The sequence below is a fragment of the Limosilactobacillus caccae genome (genome assembly GCF_900156885.1).
In the GTDB taxonomy this organism is placed as follows: Bacteria; Bacillota; Bacilli; order Lactobacillales; family Lactobacillaceae; genus Limosilactobacillus; species Limosilactobacillus caccae.
In genome coordinates this window covers 34,772-52,998 of the sequence record NZ_FTOY01000010.1, presented here as the reverse complement: position 1 = coordinate 52,998, position 18,227 = coordinate 34,772, and the positions used below count along the sequence as shown (strand labels likewise).

General features: G+C 45.5%; 15 protein-coding genes and 1 pseudogene. 9 read left to right on the top strand and 7 right to left on the bottom strand.

Going from position 1 to position 18,227, the window contains the following annotated elements; translation table 11 throughout:
* The first annotated feature begins 24 nt into the window (after positions 1-24).
* A complete protein-coding gene (locus tag CZ502_RS03670) occupies positions 25-1,017 on the top strand; it encodes a D-2-hydroxyacid dehydrogenase (protein WP_076459747.1) in 993 nt (330 codons plus the stop codon).
* Positions 1,018-1,357: 340 nt separating this feature from the next.
* Here the strand turns inward: CZ502_RS03670 and CZ502_RS03665 are convergent, their stop codons facing one another.
* Both CZ502_RS03665 and CZ502_RS03660 read right to left on the bottom strand, forming a co-directional pair.
* Positions 1,358-1,585, bottom strand: coding sequence for a cytochrome c-type biogenesis protein (locus tag CZ502_RS03665; protein ID WP_076459746.1), 228 nt, complete (start codon positions 1,583-1,585; stop codon positions 1,358-1,360).
* Between the two features lie 39 nt (positions 1,586-1,624).
* A complete protein-coding gene (locus CZ502_RS03660; protein ID WP_076459745.1) occupies positions 1,625-2,533 on the bottom strand; it encodes an Rpn family recombination-promoting nuclease/putative transposase in 909 nt (302 codons plus the stop codon).
* Between the two features lie 118 nt (positions 2,534-2,651).
* On the opposite strand from CZ502_RS03660, the pseudogene CZ502_RS03655 reads away from it, so the two are divergent.
* Positions 2,652-2,973: pseudogene (locus CZ502_RS03655) on the top strand (type II toxin-antitoxin system YafQ family toxin).
* Between the two features lie 60 nt (positions 2,974-3,033).
* Here CZ502_RS03655 and hflX read toward each other — a convergent pair.
* Genes hflX through CZ502_RS03640 form a run of 3 tightly spaced genes read right to left on the bottom strand, consistent with a single transcriptional unit; the run spans position 3,034 to position 5,725 of the window.
* Positions 3,034-4,314, bottom strand: coding sequence for a GTPase HflX (gene hflX / locus CZ502_RS03650; RefSeq protein WP_076459744.1), 1,281 nt, complete (start codon positions 4,312-4,314; stop codon positions 3,034-3,036).
* Positions 4,315-4,346: 32 nt separating this feature from the next.
* Positions 4,347-5,000: a histidine phosphatase family protein gene (locus tag CZ502_RS03645; protein ID WP_076459743.1), complete on the bottom strand. Its 654-nt coding sequence runs from the start codon at positions 4,998-5,000 to the stop codon at positions 4,347-4,349.
* A 47-nt stretch (positions 5,001-5,047) separates the two neighbouring features.
* Positions 5,048-5,725 (bottom strand): DedA family protein, encoded by a 678-nt coding sequence (locus CZ502_RS03640; protein ID WP_143457269.1) that lies wholly within the window; start codon positions 5,723-5,725, stop codon positions 5,048-5,050.
* Positions 5,726-5,941: 216 nt separating this feature from the next.
* Here CZ502_RS03640 and helD point away from each other — a divergent pair, with 216 nt between their 5' ends.
* The 3 genes from helD to CZ502_RS03625 all read left to right on the top strand — a co-directional run bounded on the left by helD (position 5,942) and on the right by CZ502_RS03625 (position 11,139).
* Positions 5,942-8,245 carry an RNA polymerase recycling motor HelD gene (gene helD / locus CZ502_RS03635; protein WP_076459742.1) on the top strand — a complete coding sequence of 768 codons (2,304 nt, stop codon included), beginning with the start codon at positions 5,942-5,944 and terminating at the stop codon, positions 8,243-8,245.
* A gap of 93 nt (positions 8,246-8,338) precedes the next feature.
* Positions 8,339-9,688, top strand: coding sequence for an FAD-dependent oxidoreductase (locus CZ502_RS03630; protein ID WP_076459741.1), 1,350 nt, complete (start codon positions 8,339-8,341; stop codon positions 9,686-9,688).
* Positions 9,689-9,786: 98 nt separating this feature from the next.
* Positions 9,787-11,139, top strand: coding sequence for an FAD-dependent oxidoreductase (locus tag CZ502_RS03625; RefSeq protein ID WP_076459740.1), 1,353 nt, complete (start codon positions 9,787-9,789; stop codon positions 11,137-11,139).
* A gap of 141 nt (positions 11,140-11,280) precedes the next feature.
* Here the strand turns inward: CZ502_RS03625 and CZ502_RS03620 are convergent, their stop codons facing one another.
* A complete protein-coding gene (locus CZ502_RS03620; protein WP_076460566.1) occupies positions 11,281-12,162 on the bottom strand; it encodes a DMT family transporter in 882 nt (293 codons plus the stop codon).
* A gap of 214 nt (positions 12,163-12,376) precedes the next feature.
* On the opposite strand from CZ502_RS03620, the gene CZ502_RS03615 reads away from it, so the two are divergent.
* Positions 12,377-14,473, top strand: coding sequence for an LTA synthase family protein (locus CZ502_RS03615; RefSeq protein WP_076459739.1), 2,097 nt, complete (start codon positions 12,377-12,379; stop codon positions 14,471-14,473).
* Between the two features lie 186 nt (positions 14,474-14,659).
* Complete coding sequence (coaA, locus tag CZ502_RS03610) at positions 14,660-15,583, top strand: type I pantothenate kinase (protein WP_076459738.1); 924 nt, start codon at positions 14,660-14,662, stop codon at positions 15,581-15,583.
* 4 nt (positions 15,584-15,587) lie between these two features.
* Here the strand turns inward: coaA and CZ502_RS03605 are convergent, their stop codons facing one another.
* Positions 15,588-16,778 (bottom strand): ATP-binding protein, encoded by a 1,191-nt coding sequence (locus tag CZ502_RS03605; protein WP_076459737.1) that lies wholly within the window; start codon positions 16,776-16,778, stop codon positions 15,588-15,590.
* 268 nt (positions 16,779-17,046) lie between these two features.
* Here CZ502_RS03605 and fsa point away from each other — a divergent pair, with 268 nt between their 5' ends.
* Both fsa and CZ502_RS03595 read left to right on the top strand, forming a co-directional pair.
* Positions 17,047-17,712, top strand: coding sequence for a fructose-6-phosphate aldolase (gene fsa / locus CZ502_RS03600; RefSeq protein ID WP_076459736.1), 666 nt, complete (start codon positions 17,047-17,049; stop codon positions 17,710-17,712).
* A 2-nt stretch (positions 17,713-17,714) separates the two neighbouring features.
* On the top strand, positions 17,715-18,221 hold the full coding sequence (locus CZ502_RS03595; protein WP_076459735.1) for a triose-phosphate isomerase: 507 nt from the start codon (positions 17,715-17,717) through the stop codon (positions 18,219-18,221).
* Positions 18,222-18,227 lie beyond the last annotated feature (6 nt).

Sequence of the window (18,227 nt, the reverse complement as noted above, 5' to 3'; positions counted from 1 at the left end):
TTTAACAGGAATGAGGTTTAACTGATGAAATTACTAATGTACAGTGTCCGTGATGCTGAAAAACCATTTGCAACTGCCTGGGCAGAAAAGAACGGTCACGAACTGAAAACGATTGACCAGCCACTAACCGCTGATACAGTTGACCTAGCAGCTGGCTTTGACGGGGTCTCAATCCAACAGACTGAGGGACTTGGTGACACAGCAGTCTACGCTAAGCTTGCTTCACTAGGCATCAAGCAGTTAGCTGCCCGGATGGTAGGGGTTGATATGATTGACCTAGCAGCTTGCAAGCAAAATGGGATTACGGTAACGAACGTGCCAGTTTACTCGCCACGGGCAATTGCTGAGATGGGGGTTAGCCAGGCAATGTACCTTTTACGGCGGGTTGGTGAGTTTAACGCCCGGATGAAGGACGGTGACTTTCGCTGGAGTGACGATCTCATCAGCAATGAAATTTACAATCTAACGGTCGGCATCATCGGCTTGGGGAATATCGGTGGCGCAACTGCGCAGATCTACAAGGCGCTGGGGGCACGAGTTTTGGCTTATGACCCATTTTACAATGTCGAGTATGAGCCATTCGTTGAATATGCGGACTTTGAGACGGTTGTAAAAAGTGCGGATATCTTATCCCTCCACACCCCCTTATTGCCAAGTACAGAAAACATGATTGCTGCACCACAATTTGCCATGATGAAGGATAGTGCTTACCTGATTAACATGGCCCGGGGGAAGCTGGTAAATACTGCTGACTTAATCAGTGCATTAGAGGAGCACCAGATTGCTGGGGCAGGGGTTGATACCCTGAGTGATGAGACGAGTTTCTTTGGGAAGAAGGTATCACCTGACCAGGTATCTGCCGACTACAAGAAGCTCGCTGCAATGCCAAATGTGCTGGTAACGCCGCACGTTGCCTTTTTGACCCAGACTTCAATTCGCAACATGGTTGAAATTAGCTTGAACGATGCCGTTGCCATTGTTGAGGGGCGACGGTCACAAAATGAGGTTCGTTCCTAAAACAAAAATAGTGAATCTATAAATGCTTTGCGTTATAATAATAGAGGACTAATTGGTTTAGTCATCGATGCACTGACTCGTTGGGGGTGATTCTCTCTTAGCGACATAGTCATATTGCTTATTAGTAGTTGGCATTGGGGAGACTATGTTAAAGAGGGCAGGATTACAAGTAGCGAGAGGTGACTAGTTAGTGGTTGGAGCGGTATCTGACACTGGTAGTTGCCGTCCTGGTATCCCAGACTACAATTAGGCTAGAATAAATAAATGCACACAAAAAAGGAGTCATGGCGTTATGCCGTGGCTTCTTTTTTTAAATATGTTAGGTGTAGTAAGTGGATCGTTAGCGGGTTAATTTTTGATAGTATTTTTCAGCTTGGGCTGGTGAAAGTTCGAGGATTTGTTCCATAAAGTTAATTACTTCTTCTCGGGATTTCCCGCCATTGATTAGCTTTTGAATTATTTGCCGTTCTTTTTTGGCTTCACCTTGGCTCAGTCCTTTTTCTAAGCCTTCTTCCTTAGCCAACGCAATACTGTTCTCAATATCCATTTCGTACAATGACCGTTGCATATACTCTCTCCTCCATTTCCGGTTTCGCTTACGAAGGATCTATTGCTTATCAGTAAGATAAGACTCGGCTTCCTCACTGGAGAGTTGATACAGTTCCATCAGATTTTGTTTAATAGTCGTTTGGGGTGTCCCAAGTCGTTCAAGAGAATAGATTAGATTATGGATCCCACGAGTTCTTTCTTCTGCTTTACCTTGGCTCAGCCCCTTTTCTAATCCTTGACTCAAACCTTGCTCTAGTCCTTCTTCCTTAGCTAACGCAATACTATTCTCAATATCCATCTCGTACAATGACCGTTGCATATATTCTCTCCTCCATTTCCGGTTTTGCTTAACGAAGGTGATTCTCTTTTCTAATTGTACGATAAAATCGTCGCCGTCACCAACTTGACGGTTCGCAATCATGTCGAGAAATTGTTGCAACTTAGGGTTCACTTCCCGGCGTAGGCTAGTCACGTCAAACACCAGCGTTTGTTCGCCGTCTGCGTATGTGGCCTCAGGATGACCCTTAATCAGTCGTTCAACTTCATATACTTGGTCACCAAAACCAAAAGGGTCAAAACAACAGAAGAAGATCACGTAGGAATTATCCGCCGTTGCGTAATTCTGTCCTTTCTCATAACAGTCCATCGCAAGATTCGCATGGTAAAAACGAATCCGCTGCGGCAGGTTATGCTTGTCGACCACTTGCATCTCAATGTCGTAACGGTTCCGCTGGTCGTCCTCAACGTAAATATCCAGTCGTACCCCCTTGGCGTCATGACTACTGGTGAATTCCTGCTGACTGACTACCTGCTTGACCCGTTTGATATTTAAAGCCGGTAAAACTCGCCGCAACACTTCCAGGGTGATCCGCTTATCAAGCATCACCTTATTGAAAACAAAGTCGTTGGCCAACCCGGCCTCTTCCCAGCTCCGGCGGGCCTGTGCTAATAATTTTTGATTTGGCATTTTGCACCTCCTAATAGATATATACGTAAAAAAGACGCAAATGCACGAAAGTTTTTACATATTTAAGCTTCTTAAATAATATTGGAATAGTTTTTAAACCAAAGGATAACCGTAACTAATGAAATACCAATATAAACCTTGAAAATCATTTGAAAGAAACTTAACTTATCTTGCACAATTTGATGCAACAATTATTGATGAAGTAAAAGCAGCTATTTTTGTTTTGCTTGATGTTGATTCTCTTTCAAAAGATTTTCAGGAGCATGAACTAGAAGGAAATTATGCTGGTTATCGAGAATTTCACCTTCGTGATACACCTAAGGGACAAAAATGATATCGTAGTTATTTATAAAATCGATAATCAAGATTTAGTACTAATCACTGTTAACATTGGTTCTCATAAGAGGTTATTTCATGGCCGTTATCGTAAAAAACGTTAAACTTATTATTAAAAAACTAGAGCTGAAAAGAATCTTTGTTTCTTCTCAGCTCTAGTTTTTTTAGGCTTCTTTTTCGTATTTATTAAAGCGGTTGTAGTCCTTCAACGACATTTCCACCGTTAATAGGGTCCCATCATTTTGGTATTCAGTATCTAAAATATTGGTGTGTTCATTAAGGTAGGAAACGACATGTCCATCGGTAAATGGGATGAGAAGGTTGGCCGTCACGTAGTCTTTGAAGAGGTGCTTTTTAATTACGTCGACCAGTAAATCGAGTGACTCACCTTGCCGGGCAGAAATCACAACCTGGTCGTCACCTTCAAGAACAGGGAATTCAATCTCAGTCTTATCAGCCTTGTTGAAGACGTTGATGATTGGAATATTTTCGATTCCGATTTGTTTCAAGGTCCGTTCAGTGGTCTGCATCATTTGTTCGTAATGCGGATCTGAGTAATCAATTACCTGAATTAACAAGTCAGCATTGGCTGCTTCCGCCAAGGTCGACTTAAACGATTCAACCAGGTGGGTCGGTAGCTTACTGACAAAACCAACGGTATCACTAAGTAAGAAACGTTTTTGATCAGGTAAGGTTAATTGCCGGACACTAGTATCAAGGGTCGCAAACAGCATATTCTTTTCAAAGACGGTCTTTTCTTCTGCAGTCCCGTATTTCCGGACCAAGCCGTTCATAATCGTTGACTTACCAGAGTTGGTGTAACCAACCAGGGCGGCTGTTGGAATTGCGCTCTTTGAACGGAGCTTCCGCTTAGTCTTTTCTGATTTGTCGATGGCGGCTAGTTCTTGGCGGAGGTGGGAAATGTGGTGTTGGATCGTCCGCCGATCCATTTCCAACTTGGTTTCCCCAGCACCACGGTTGGTAAAACCACTCCCACCACCGGTCTGCTGGTCTAACCGCTCGCTAGCACTGGTTTGGAGCCGGGGCAGACGGTATTGTAATTCGGCAATTTGGACCTGAATCTTGGCTTCTTTAGTCTGTGCCCGATTAGCGAAAATCTCGAGAATTAATGCCGTCCGGTCTAAAATCTTACACTCTGTTTCTTGCTCTAAGTTCCGGAGTTGGCTAGGCGTTAGTTCATCGTTTGTGATGATGGTGTTTACGTGGTTAGCGACAGCAACATCACGGATCTCATCTACTTTCCCCTTACCAAAGTAGGTTCCGGGATTTGGACGGTCGATGACTTGGTCGACCCGTTCGACGACGTCCATGTGGTTGGCTTGCGCAAGCTCCGCTAATTCAACCATTGAATAGTCATAGTCGTCTTGTCCGGTATTAAGGCCAGTAATAATTACTGGCTCATCAGTTTGTATGTTAGTATCCATTGAAGAATAATGTTCCCCCTTTTGGATGAAGATTATTGTGGTAATTCAAGTTTATTGTAGAAATCAACAACGGTCTGATCGCTATCGAGGGTCATTTTCATAATGCTACCGTTGCGTGGTGAGTCCCCTGGATCAATTTGATCGGAGTAGCGGTTAGCGATTGACCGGATCGTCGCCCCATGGGAAACAACCAGCACAGTTGAGCCATCTGGTAATGAACGCAAGTGGTCAAAGCCCTTATCAATCCGCGTCCAAAAGGCCTTGCTGTCTTCAGCAGTATGGTAGTTGTCTGCCGCAGCAATCCGGTCCTTTAATTCATCAGGACCAAAGCCGGCAACCATCTCCGCAAAGCTGTGGTAGCCTTCTGCGCCACCAAGGAAATCAGCGAATTGTTGACCATTAGCTCCTTCAAAGTAGCCAAAGAACTCTTCACGGAAAGCTGGCTCAGGAGTGATTTCCGGATTATTTCCCGGGTGATTATCTAAGAGTAAGCGGGCCGTCTTCATTGTCCGTGCAAGGTCACTACTAAGAACGTAGTCGAAGTGAACCGGTGCTAAGGCTTTGCCGGCATGCTTGGCATCTTCTTCACCCTTTGGCGTCAGCGGTGCGTCAGACCACCCCTGCATCCGGTTATATAGGTTGAGGTAGGTTTGTCCGTGACGTACAAAGTAAACAGTAATTGCCATATTAACAAAACTCCTTTATTAAACGAAATCAAAATACTTATTTCATTTTAACATGAATTTTGCCCAGAAAAAGAATTATAACATCCGGTTTCGCTTAATGATTTTTTCCGGAGCGCCTTGATGAGGGCAATGAGGCCGACAAGGAGGAGGGAGGCAATGACAAAGATTAAAATGATCAGTGAGAAGTGTTCTTGAACAAACGGGATCGTCCCAAAGTAATAGCCGACCCCGGCGCCGATGACAACCCATAGCGTTACCCCAATGATATTGCCAATCGTAAAGCGGTGGAAGGGAAAACGCATTGTCCCAGCGATTAGGGGGACAAAGGTCCGGATAAGTGGGACGAACCGCCCCAGGGCCACCGCCTTCGTACCGTGACGTTCTAAAAAGATGGTGGCTTGCTCAAAACGGGGGCCAACCATTTTCTTTTGTAGCCACTGCCAGCGTGATAGGGAGTGACCGATAAAGTAATTCACGGTATCACCGATTAGGGCGGCAAAGAAGAAGACGGGGACGACGATTTCCATCTTCAAGACCGGGTGGTAGGCGATAAATGAGCAGGTCAAAAAGACAAGCGATTCACCGGGAAGCCAGGGGAAAATGACCAGCCCCGTCTCCATAAAGATAAGGAGGAAGAGGAGAACGTAGCTCCACGGACCAAGCCACTCAAACATTGGAATAATTGTTTCGGCGATATGGGTAAGGGTGTAAAAAAGCTGGCCCATAAAAAATTCCTCCTTTCGCTGCGGGTAAATGATTGCTTTTATTTTAGCTTGAATTTTAGAAAACAATTAGTGTTATGAGCAAAATTAATTGACATTTAATAATTGGACATTTATTGAGAGGAAAATTAACGATTGGATTATGGAAGATGATATAATTATTTAATGACTTTTTATGACGGCCGCACTTTTTGGCCGTGAAAGGTAGGGAGTACATCGATGGTTGCAGACGCAGAACAACAGTATGAACAAAAGCATCTTGATAAGGTGATTGATGAAGTCAAAAAGGCGCAAGAACGGGCAAGCAAAAAGATTAAAACTGCCCAGCGTGACATCAAGGGGATCAATAAGCAAATTGATGATATCCACCTTAATACCACGACGTATTCGGGGATGATGGATACGGCCATGTCATTTCGCGCCCAGCAGCAAATGCTTGATGAGCGGCAGAATAGCTGGCAGCACGCAGCTGACCAGTTGGCGACTTTGCAACGCCTAGAAAAAAAGCCTTACTTTGCACGGATTGATTTTCAAGAAAAAGGGGCGACCAAGCCAGAAAGTGTCTATATCGGCTTAGCATCGTTTACCGATAAGCCGGACCACTTCCTTGTCTATGACTGGCGGGCACCAATCTCGTCTGTTTACTATGAGGGAAAGCTGGGTAAGGTAAAGTACCAGACCCCAGTCGGTGAGCAGGAAGTAGACTTGACGCTCAAACGGCAATTCCAGATCAAGGACGGGACGATTGTCACGATTTTTGATACTGATGAGCAAGTAGGTGACCAGATGCTGTTAGAGGCGCTGGGAAACCACTCGAGTACCAAGATGAAGAGTATCGTTACAACCATCCAGCGGACCCAAAATGAGATTATCCGGGACACCAAGGATGAACTGTTATTTGTCCAGGGGGCCGCGGGGTCAGGGAAGACCGCCGCAGTTCTCCAGCGGGTTGCCTGGCTGCTTTATCGCTACCGGGGGAACCTGACGTCCTCGCAGGTCGTCCTTTTCTCCCCTAACCAGCTGTTTAATGACTATATCGACCAGGTGTTACCTGAACTTGGTGAACACAACATGGTGCAGATGACCTACTTCCAGTTTGCCAACCGGCGGGTACCGCGGTTACACGTACAAAACCTAGAGCAGCGTTTTGAGAGTAGCCAGGATCAGGCAAGTAAAAACGCCCAACGGTTGTTGACCAGTTTGCAATACTTCAACGCCACGGGCCGGTATGCTAAGCACCTTGGGCATGCCAATATGCGTTTTCGAAACTTGTTGTTTAATGGCAAGGTCTTCTTAAGCAAGGACAAGATTAAGGAGATCTATTACTCCTTTAATAACAACTACAACCTGGGTAACCGGTTGGACGGGACTAAGGAAGAGTTGATCAAGTACCTTAACCGGCGGGTCAGTTCAGAGATGCGGAAAAAGTGGGTTGAAGAAAAGATCCAAAACTTGAGCAAGGAAGAACTTGATACCCTCTTTAATGACCAGCCACGGGAATTTGAAAATGAGGAGAAAGAATATAAGTTCCTTGCCCGGCAAATCGTAATGCAGGCCTTTACCCCGATCAAAAAGGCAATTGACCGGAACCAGTGGTTAAACATCAACGGGCAATACCTCCACTTATTGCGGGTGACCCCCAAGCTAGTTAACCTGGCGGAATATGGGATTAGCGACACCCAGTGGCAGGCGTTTGTTGATGAGGTGAAAGACCAGCTGCGGGCCGGTAACATCAGTGCTAACGGGATTACGATTTATCTCTACCTATACGATCTGATAACTGGTAAGCATGGCCAGCGGGATATCCGCTACGTCTTTATCGACGAAGTGCAAGACTATGACGCTTACCAGCTTGCCTACTTGAAATACCGCTTCCCCCGGGCCAAGTTTACCCTGTTGGGGGACCTTAACCAGGCGATCTTTACCCATGAAAATAGCCGGTCGCTATTGCAGCAGTTGGGGACGATGTTTGATCCAGAGAAGACCAAGGTTGTCCAGCTGACGAAGTCCTACCGGTCGACAAAGGAGATCACTGATTTCACTAGACACCTCCTCCTTGACGGGGAGGCAATCGAGTCCTTCGCCCGGGATGGAGAATTACCGCAAGTGGTCACGACAAGCGATGAGCAAGCTGGTGTTGCGGCAGTTAAAAATGCCTTGGAGAAGTATCAGGGAGAACATGACGCGGTTGCAATTATCAGCAAGACCCTGGCGGACGGGGAGCAACTATACCATGCTCTAGAAAAGCAAAACATCAAGACGACCTTAATCCGGACGGAAAATCAGCGACTGGTCAAGGGGCCAATCATCGTGCCATCTTACCTTGCAAAGGGGCTTGAGTTCGACGCGGTGATTGTGTGGAACGCAAATGAACACCAGTACCATGGTGACGACGAGCGGCAATTGCTTTATACAATCTGTTCACGGGCAATGCACGCCCTGACCCTGGTTGCCGTTGGGCAGCCGACTTCCTTAATCGACCAGGTGCCAGCTGATGAGTACCAGCGGATTAATAGTAAATAATGCGGCGTGGTATGTTGAACTTTGCAATATTAGATTTATAATTTAAACACATATATAATAAAGAAGAATCAAAACGGACGAGGAGTAGTATTTATGAGGGTAATTATAATCGGTTGTACCTATGCGGGGATGACGGCCGCAGCACAGATTTTAAGGAGCCATCCGGAAACAGAAGTTACAATTTATGACCGTAACGCAGTGGTCCCCTCACTTTCATATGACATCAATGACTACGCGGACCAAAATGCCACACGCCCAGAACTGCGTGCCGAGTTAAGTCCACAGCAATTAACAGTCTTAGGGGCAGACGTTAAGATGGGCTACCTGTTGATGAGCATTAATCCGGCCCAAAAGACTGTTAGGGTAATGGGGATGCTGGATGATCAAACAACTGAGGAACACTATGACAAGCTGATTATTGCAACAGATGCAACGGTCGATAAGCCAGCCATCGAGGGAATTGACAGCATGAACGTTGCGCTATTTAAAGACGAGCTAGATGCTAAAGTCGCGATTATCAGTGCTGCAATTGACCGGCGGATTTGCGTTGTTGGTAATAGTCCGCTTGCCTTAGCCCTGGTTGATGCGTACCGGCAAAAGGAAAAGGAAGTAACCCTGATCACTAATGGTCAGCCAGTCTTACATGGTGAATTTGCGGATGAGTATTCACAACGGGCAACCAAGTTATTGACGGATGCCAATGTGAAGGTCGTAACTGACCAGCATGTCACCAAGCTTGCGGATACTGGTTTAGGGGTAAGTGTCAACACCAATGGCGGTAGCTATGATGCTGATAAGGTAGTGATGGCAGCGAAGGCTAAGCCTGATACGGACATCTACAAGGGAGAATTGGATCTCAACGATGAAGGGGCAATTGTTACTGATAAGTTTATGCAAACTTCAGCAGCAGACGTTTATGCAATCGGCGGTTCAACGGATATTCACTACAACCCAACCAATAGCAATATCTATGATCCTCAAGCTTCTGAAGTTGTTCGCCAAGCGATTATCGCTGCTGATAATGTAATGGGCAAGCAGATCGCTGACTCGGGAACCCAGCTGAGCGTGGGTGTAAACCTTTGTGGGACGACAATGGCCTCTGTTGGCCTTACCCTTGAACGGGCACAGCAGGCCGGAATCCCTGCTAATTCGGTAATGATTGAAGATAACTACCGGCCAGAATTTATGCCAACCACCGCTCCCGTATTGATGACCCTTGTTTGGAATCAGGAGACCCGAGAAATTATTGGTGCCCAGATGATGAGCAAGCACGATATCAGCGAATCGTTAAGTTTGATCTCACTGTGCATGCAAAACAAGAATACGATCGATTTCTTGGGGATGTACGACACGATGTTCCAACCAAACTTTGACCGGGCCTTCAACTATGTCAACCTTCTTGGACAAGCGGCAATGGGGAAAGCTGAAGCCGATAGTGAATAATTATGGGATAACCGTGGTAAAATGGTTGTTGAGAACATATTGATTATGGGAGTAGAATGACTTACCTTAGATAGTAGGAAAATAAATGAGGTGTAGATATGAAAGTAGTTATTGTTGGCTGTACGCACGCGGGGACGATAGCCGCAACAAGAATCCTAAATGCACATCCAGATGCAGAAGTTGTTATTTATGAACGTAATGACAATATCTCCTTCTTGTCATGTGGGATTTCTGTTTACCTGAGTGGTGAAGTAGGAGATCCGGATGCGATGTTTTATTCCAGTCCAGAACAATTGGAAAAGATGGGTGCGACCGTTAAGGTTAAGCATAATGTTTTGAGCGTTGATCCAAAGACAAAGATGCTTGAAATCGAAAACCAGGAGACTGGTAAGCTTACTGCAGACTATTACGATAAGTTAATCATCACGACTGGTTCATGGCCGATTATTCCACCAGTTTCTGGCTTGGAAAACAAGAACTTGTACTTATGTAAGACTTACTACCACGCAAAGAAGCTCTTCAAGATTGCTAATGAATCCAAGAAGATCGTGATTGTCGGTGGTGGATATATCGGGGTTGAATTGGTTGAAGCATACCTTCGCCAGGGCCGTGACGTTACCATGATTGATGGTGGTAACCACATGCTGAGAAAGTACTTTGACGGGCAATACTCCGACCGGATTTCCCGGGTATTCAAGGATAAAGGTGCGCACCTTGAATTAGGACAGCACGTTACTGGCTTTAAGGACAACGAAAAGGGCGGTGTCCAAGTTATTACCGATGCCGGCAAGATCTACGATGCGGACACGGCCATTTTGTGTGTCGGCTTCCGGCCAAACAGTGACCTAGTTAAGGGGAAGATTGACCTCCATCCTGATGGCACGATCAAGACAAACGAATACATGCAGACGTCTGACCCGGACATCTATGCTGCGGGTGACGTTACGTCTGTCCATTTCAACCCAACTGGAACAGAACGTTACATTCCACTGGCAACTAATGCGGTTCGTCAAGGGACCATTGCCGGGGTAAACGTTTTTGGTAATACCATGAAGTACATGGGGACCCAGTCAACCACGGGGTTGCACCTGTTTGGTAACACCATGGTGTCAAGTGGGTTGACCTTGCGGGCAGCAAAGCAGTTTGGCATTGATGCTGATTCTGTAACGATTGAGGATAACTATCGGCCAGAATTTATGCCAACCACGACGCCTGTCTTTATGACCCTTGTCTGGGAAAAGGGCACCCGGCGGATTCTCGGGGCACAGTTCATGAGTAAGCACGACGTCTCGCAATCGGCTAACTTGGTATCTGTATGTATCCAAAACCGGAATTCAATTGATTTCTTAGCTTATGTTGATACCTTGTTCCAACCAAACTTTGACCGGCCGTTTAACCACGTCAACTTGCTGGGACAAGCAGCAGTTGCCAAGGAAGATCAGGCAAAGTAAAGTAATTAATAGTTTTCATCATTGTTTATAGTGGTGGGAACTATTTTTATTAGCAGCAATGCGCAGTTATGAATAACTTTATGCGGTATAAGAGTAAATAAAAAATGCGTTGTCCGTGATAAAAACCGGACAGCGCATTTTTCATTTTAGCGGCCGACTATGCCGCCGCAAGAACGGCATTGCTGGTAGGTTGACTTGCATAATGGCGTTGGCTAGCAGGAGGATAATCCCGCCCCAGACGAGCTGCGGCGTCAGGGGGTCATAGCCCATAATGACTGACATGATGCTGGCAAAGAATGATTCAAGCATTAATAATAAGCCTGCAGATGTCGCATCAGTAAAGCCCTGTGCCGTAATCTGCATCCCCTGTGCTAAGAAGGTAACGACAATTGCGAGGATTGCTAAAGGAACAAGGGCCTGGATCCAGTGAACGTGGGCGAGGCTGGCGCGTTCAAACAGGGCGGTCGTAATCCAGCCGTAGGTTCCCTGGCAGACGCCAATCATAAAGATAACGACCCAGGGACTAGAAGTTTGCGGGGCATACTTACCAAAGAAGATGAGCTGTAGGGCCCAGAAGATTGCGGAGAGAACCGTCAAGATGTCACCGTAATTTAACTGGAGGCCGGTGTTAGCGACGTTGGTGATGATCGCCATCCCCACAATTGCCAGGGCAACGGCGAAGTAGGTCTTCCGCCGTGGTCGTTCGTGCCAGAAAAGCCAGAGTAATAGTGGCGCAATTGCAACGTACAAGGTAGTCAGGAAGGCGTTTTTCGCAGGGGTCGTGTAACGGAGGGCATCGGTTTGTAGGTAGTAACCGAGAAAGTTGATTGTCCCAATTACGAGGCCGAGCTTAAAATCCTTCATCGTCATCTGGTTGATCTTTTTGTGGAAAATAAGGTAGCCAGCAATAACACACATTGTGCCCCGGCAAGCATTGATTACCCCGGAGTGCATGCCAGCCTGGACCGTTAACTTGGCAAACACGTAGCTGCTGCCCCATAAAATTGCGACCAGCAGTAGCATCAAATTGGCTTGTTTCTTTGAAATATTCATCGGTATCCCTCCTGCAATTGATTGAACACGTCATCTTAACACGTGAAAACGCTTTGCGGAAATGGAAGTTCGATAAAAAGGTGATTTAAATTTAAACTTTTTGAAAAATTACTATTGTAGTGATTGCGGTCGCAATATTAGTGTATTATGGTTAGTAGTGATATTTTTTAATGGAGGAACGACTATGAAAACAGCGTTGCAGAAGCTCCGCCGCGGCTTGAACACCAAGCTCGGTTTTTTTCTGCTTGTTGTACTTTTATTTTGTATAAAAAGCTACTGGGCTTATCAAAATGAGTTTAACTTAGGTGTTAAGGGAAGTATGCAACACTTCCTCCTTGCATTTAACACGATACCAGGGGCCCTTGTCTTCTTAGGGATTGCCCTGTATTTCCGTGGTCGATTATCTTACTGGATGATGCTAATCATCAATGCATTGCTATCGACCTGGCTTTTTTCAAATATTTTGTACTATCGAGAATTTTCTGATTTCATTACGTTTAACGTAATCAAGGGGTCGGGAGCAGCCTCAAATAACCTTGGCAAGAGTTTGATGGGGATTATCCGTCCTGAAGACTTCTTGGTTTACCTTGATGTGGTTATCCTGGCGTTAATTTTAATCTTCCACGTGATCCGTGTTGATATGCGCCGCTTCAAGATCCGCAATGCGATGACGATTACTGTCTTAGGGTTCGTCCTCTTTGGGGCCAACCTGGGGATGGCGGAAAGCGACCGGTCGCAATTGCTGACGCGGACCTTTGATAACAACTACATCGTCAAGTACCTGGGATTGCAGGCCTATACGATCTATGACGGGGTTAAGACAACCAACAATAGCGTGATCAAGGCCCAAGCAAATCGTGATGAGTTAAAACCGGTCTTGCACTTTATCCACCAAAATTACGCGGAACCAAATGTTGAATACTACGGGACGGCGAAGGGCAAGAATATCTTTGTTATCCACCTGGAAAGTTTGCAGCAGTTCATGATTGACTACAAGCAAGACGGGCAAGAAGTAATGCCAAATCTCAATAAGATCTACCATGCAGATGATACGATCGCCTTTGACAACTTCTTCCACCAGGTTGGTCAGGGGAAGACTGCCGATGCAGAAACAATGCTGGAAAACTCGCTCTACGGTTTGCCTGAAGGGTCAGCAATGGTTACTGATGGGACGACCAATACTTTCCAATCAGCGCCAGCCTTACTTCACCAGAAGCTTGGTTACACGACGGCTTCCTTCCACGGGGATGTGCCTAGTTTCTGGAACCGGGATAACGCCTACAAGTCGTTTGGCTACCAGTACTTCTTTAGCAAGGAATACTATCCAAAGACCAAGGACTACGATGCCGGTTACGGAATGAAGGACAAGATCTTCATGAAGGAATCAGCCCACTACATTGAGCAGCTTCCGCAACCGTTCTACGCTAAGCTGATTACGGTTACCAACCACTATCCATACATCTTAGATAAGAAGAATAAGGACATTGAACCATGGAAGACGGGGGATGACACCGTTGATCCGTATGTTCAGACTGCCCGTTATCTTGATGAGAGTCTTGGCGAGTTCTTAGATTACCTTGATAAGACTGGGTTGCGGCAAAATAGTATGATCATTCTCTACGGTGACCACTACGGGATTTCTAACAACCACCAGCCAGCAATTGCCCAGATTCTCGGCAAGAAGAAGCTGACTAACTACGATCTCGCAATGTTCCAAAAAGTGCCGTTCATGATCAACATGCCGGGCTTAAAGGGTGGAATCAACCATACCTATGGTGGTGAAATTGATGTTCTCCCAACGCTTGAAGACTTGCTGGGGATTAGTTCTAATAAGTATATCCAGTTCGGTCAAGACCTGCTTTCCCCACAAAATAAGCAGATTGTCCCGTTTAGAAATGGTGATTGGGTAACGCCGAAGTATACGAAGTACAATGGTGATTACTTCTACACTAAGGATGGGAAGCAGATCAAGAAGGCGACGGCTGCCCAAAAGAAAGAGTTCGCGGAGATTCAAAAGTACGTTACGACTGACCTCGGCTTATCCGATAAAGTAATTAACGGTGACCTCTTGCGCTTCTACAAGCTGCCTGGCTTTGAGAAGGTCAATAAGAAGGACTACACTTATAACCTAAAGAAGAGCCTGAAGAACTTGCAACAGCAGCAAAAGAAAGAAAAGACGAGCCTTAAGACGGAGAATAATAACCAGAGCACCCTTGATGATTACGTCACTGATGCACCGGAATTAAAGGATTATCCAAACCTCAAGTTCCCTAAGCCTTAAGGAAGACTAACATAAAAGACCTGCAACGAATTGTGTTGCAGGTCTTTATGCTTTAAATTGTTGCTTAAAAGTTAATATCTGCTAAAATGGCTAGGTATTCACAAGCAAAGTTAAGCTTTAATTGCGCTTATAATATGGTACGATAGTAGTAATCGCTTACATTAAACAATGAAGGATTTTTGCGTAATGGATGAATGGATGAATTATGAACAATTTGACCGGCAGACCTGGCACAGTTTTTTTCCGACTGATTCGGTCCGCCTGACTCAGGGCAACCTTGATGAGATTAAGTCGTTAAATGACCGGATCTCAATCGCTGATGTGCAGGATGTGTACTTGCCATTGATTAAGCTAATACAGCTACGGTACCAAAACTTTCTGGAGTGGCAGATGCAAAAGGCAAACTTTCTCCAGCGTTCCGCTATCCGGGTGCCCTATATTATTGGGATTGCCGGATCGGTTGCCGTCGGGAAGAGTACGATTGCCCGGCTGATCAGCATCCTATTAGAGAAGATGCTACCGGATAAACGGGTTGCGTTAATGACGACTGATGGTTTTCTCTACCCAAACGCGGAGCTACAACGGCGGGGAATTATGGACCGCAAGGGTTTTCCTGAGTCATACGATATGGAAAAACTACTGAAGTTTTTAAATGATGTTAAAGCTGGTGAACCGCGGGTCGAAGTGCCAACTTATTCTCACCAGGTTTACGATGTTTTGCCAGATAAGCCACAGGTGATTGACCGTCCAGACATCTTAATTGTGGAGGGAATCAATACCTTACAACTGCCAAGCAATCAGCAATTGTACATCAGTGATTACTTCGACTGGTCACTATACGTTGATGCGGACCCTGATCTGATTAAGCAGTGGTATTTACAACGGTTTGAGATGTTGCTCGATACTGCCTTTACCGACCCGTCGAACTACTACTACCCATACTCGCAAGGTGACCGTGAAGCGGCCTTTGCCAAGGCGAAGGATGTTTGGGAAAGCGTCGACTTGCCCAACTTGCAGGAATTTATCTTGCCAACGAAGTCCCGCGCTGACGTCATCCTTCATAAGACAACGGGTCACCTCGTTGATTGGCTATACCTTCGCCGGGGATAGGCAATCAATTAGTTAACCATGAATATAAGTCGACAACCCTGATTTGCGGGTCAAGGTCAGCATAATTTTGTGCTGGTCGGACCGTGATCAGGGTTTTATTATATTTAGCCGATAGTTGGCTTAGTCCAGCGATTGCTTTCCGGTAGGATGCGTCGTCGGCAAGGGAGTAGGCGACCTGGATACAGGTGAATTGACCGTCCTTAACGGCGACAAAGGTGATCTCATCGTCCTTTACCTGCCCACTATAAACTTCATACCCTTGGCTCAGCAGGTCGATAAAGATGATGTTTTCAAGGATCCGCTGCGATAAGACGTTTTTTCTAAGGGTCAGGGCTAAGCGAATACTAGCGTCGACAGGGTAGTATTTGATGTTGGTACTCTTTACCCGGTGCCGGGTGAAGTCGTACTCCTTGCACGGATAGAAGATGAGGGCCGTCTGCAAAAACTGCATGTAAAAGTCCACTGTCTTATTAGAAGTAGTGATATTGTGACCTTTGAGTCCAGCGACGATTTGCGTAATGTTTTGGGTCGTCCCCGCATGGTGGGCAAGGTGGAGCGCTAACTGTTTAGTTAACCCCGGATTGCAGAGGGTCGACTGCTGGGTGAAGTCAGAGATGATGATGGTATTGATTACGTCATTGACATAATTGATCAGGTTCTCCGTTCCGTGAATTTCATGGGTGTAGGGGAACCCACCTGTATTTAAATATTGGTAAAGTGTTTGGGAATCAGCAGGCTGCTGGTTCCTTTTTAAGTATTCACGATAGCTGCACGGGAAGACGGGGATGATGGTTGTTTTATCCATTATCTCCAGGCTATCACCATCAAAGATTGTCAGGTTTGAGCTACTGAGATAGATGTCAGTGTTTGGTAATGAGTTAAGCGCGTGGACGACCTTCGCAAAATCAGGGACGATTTCGACCTCGTCAAGGAAGAGATAGTTCATCTGCTGCTTAGAGAGCCGGTCGACAATGAATTGGAGAAGGTATTTGGGCTCACACAAGTGGTTATCTTGCAGGTATTCAAAGTTGATCACCTGGATTTGGTTGGCGGCGACTTCTTGGCGGCGGAGGGTTGCCCGAAATTGATCTAATAGGGTCGTCTTCCCGCTCCGGCGGACGCCAACGAGGATTTTCACTGTTGAATTTTCCTGGCTGTTTAATAATTGGTCTAGGTATTTTTCTCGAATAAACATTTTACACCCCAGTAAAATTTTTCATCAATTCAAATTTTACCAGACTGAGAAAGCGTATTCAAATGCGGGAATTTGGAATGGATTACAAATTTTAACATTCACAATGTAAGTAAAAGCACTTAGTAAAAGTAAAAAAATAACATTTTTTACAGCTAGTGGAGCTTGAAGTGGGAACGATTGCGCAAATTGGTCTATTTGATTTTCTTGTTGACAGGGAATAGGAGACCGCTTAAGAAAAATACATATTGAACTTAAGGAGATATGATTGATGAAAATTTTTGCTGATACTGCAAATGTTGAAGAAATTAAAAAGATAAATGAAATGGGTCTCATCGACGGGGTGACAACTAATCCAACATTAGTTGCTCGTGAAGGGAAGGATTGGGAGACCGTTGAAAAACAAATCTGTGAAATCGTTGACGGGCCAGTTAGTGCTGAAGTTACTGCCAGTGACAGTGAAGGCATGATTAAGCAAGCCCGGGAGTTAAGCGGTTGGGCGGATAACATCGTGGTTAAAATTCCGATGACTGCTGAAGGGTTAAAGGCAGTAAATGTTCTTTCAAAAGAAGGAATTAAGACAAACGTAACCTTAGTCTTTTCAGCAGCTCAGGGTCTTCTTGCCGCTAAGGTGGGGGCGACTTATGTCAGTCCATTCTTAGGCCGGCTTGATGACATTGGTACTAGCGGGATTGAACTAGTTGAAAAATTACGGCAGCTCTTTGACAACTACGGATACGAAACAGAGATCATCGCCGCCTCAATTCGCCACGTCCAGCACGTTGAGCAAGTTGCTCTTGCCGGCTGTGACATTGCGACAATTCCTGGTAAGTTAATTCCAAAGTTATGGGAACACCCACTAACAGACAAAGGATTAGCAACTTTTGAAAAGGATTGGGCGGAATTCGAACAGCTTCAAAAGCAGAAAGGTGAATAAGAATGCTTAAAGAATCAGTTGTTTGTGCACCATTAGAAAAGCTCGCAGAGAAGAAGAATTATCAGCTTGGCGGGCAATATGTAGCAGTTAATGCTCAGGATGAATTCGTATCATCAGCTGAGATTAATCGTCAACTTAAGGAAATCTTGCGACTGCACCTAACACCGGTTCTTTACATTAACGAAGGTGCAACGCGGCTTTTGCCACTACCATTTGCGGAACGGATGAGCAATCTATTGAGTAATATGCTAAAAGGAATTGCTGATATCAACATTAAAGAAATTGTTTTTGCATATTCGCCGCAATGGCTATCTGACGAAGTAAGCCATGAAGACGTTTGGACCTTACGCCTCAACCACCGTGAAATTCGTGAAGTGCTGACTGACCTGGTAGTTAGTCCACCGCTGGGGAAACAGGTGCAGTTAGCCTACGCCGGACCACTGGTTGGTTCTTTACCTGAAGAATTGGCTGGCGACATTAACATTGATGGTGTTGTTAGCCCACAATAAAAAGGA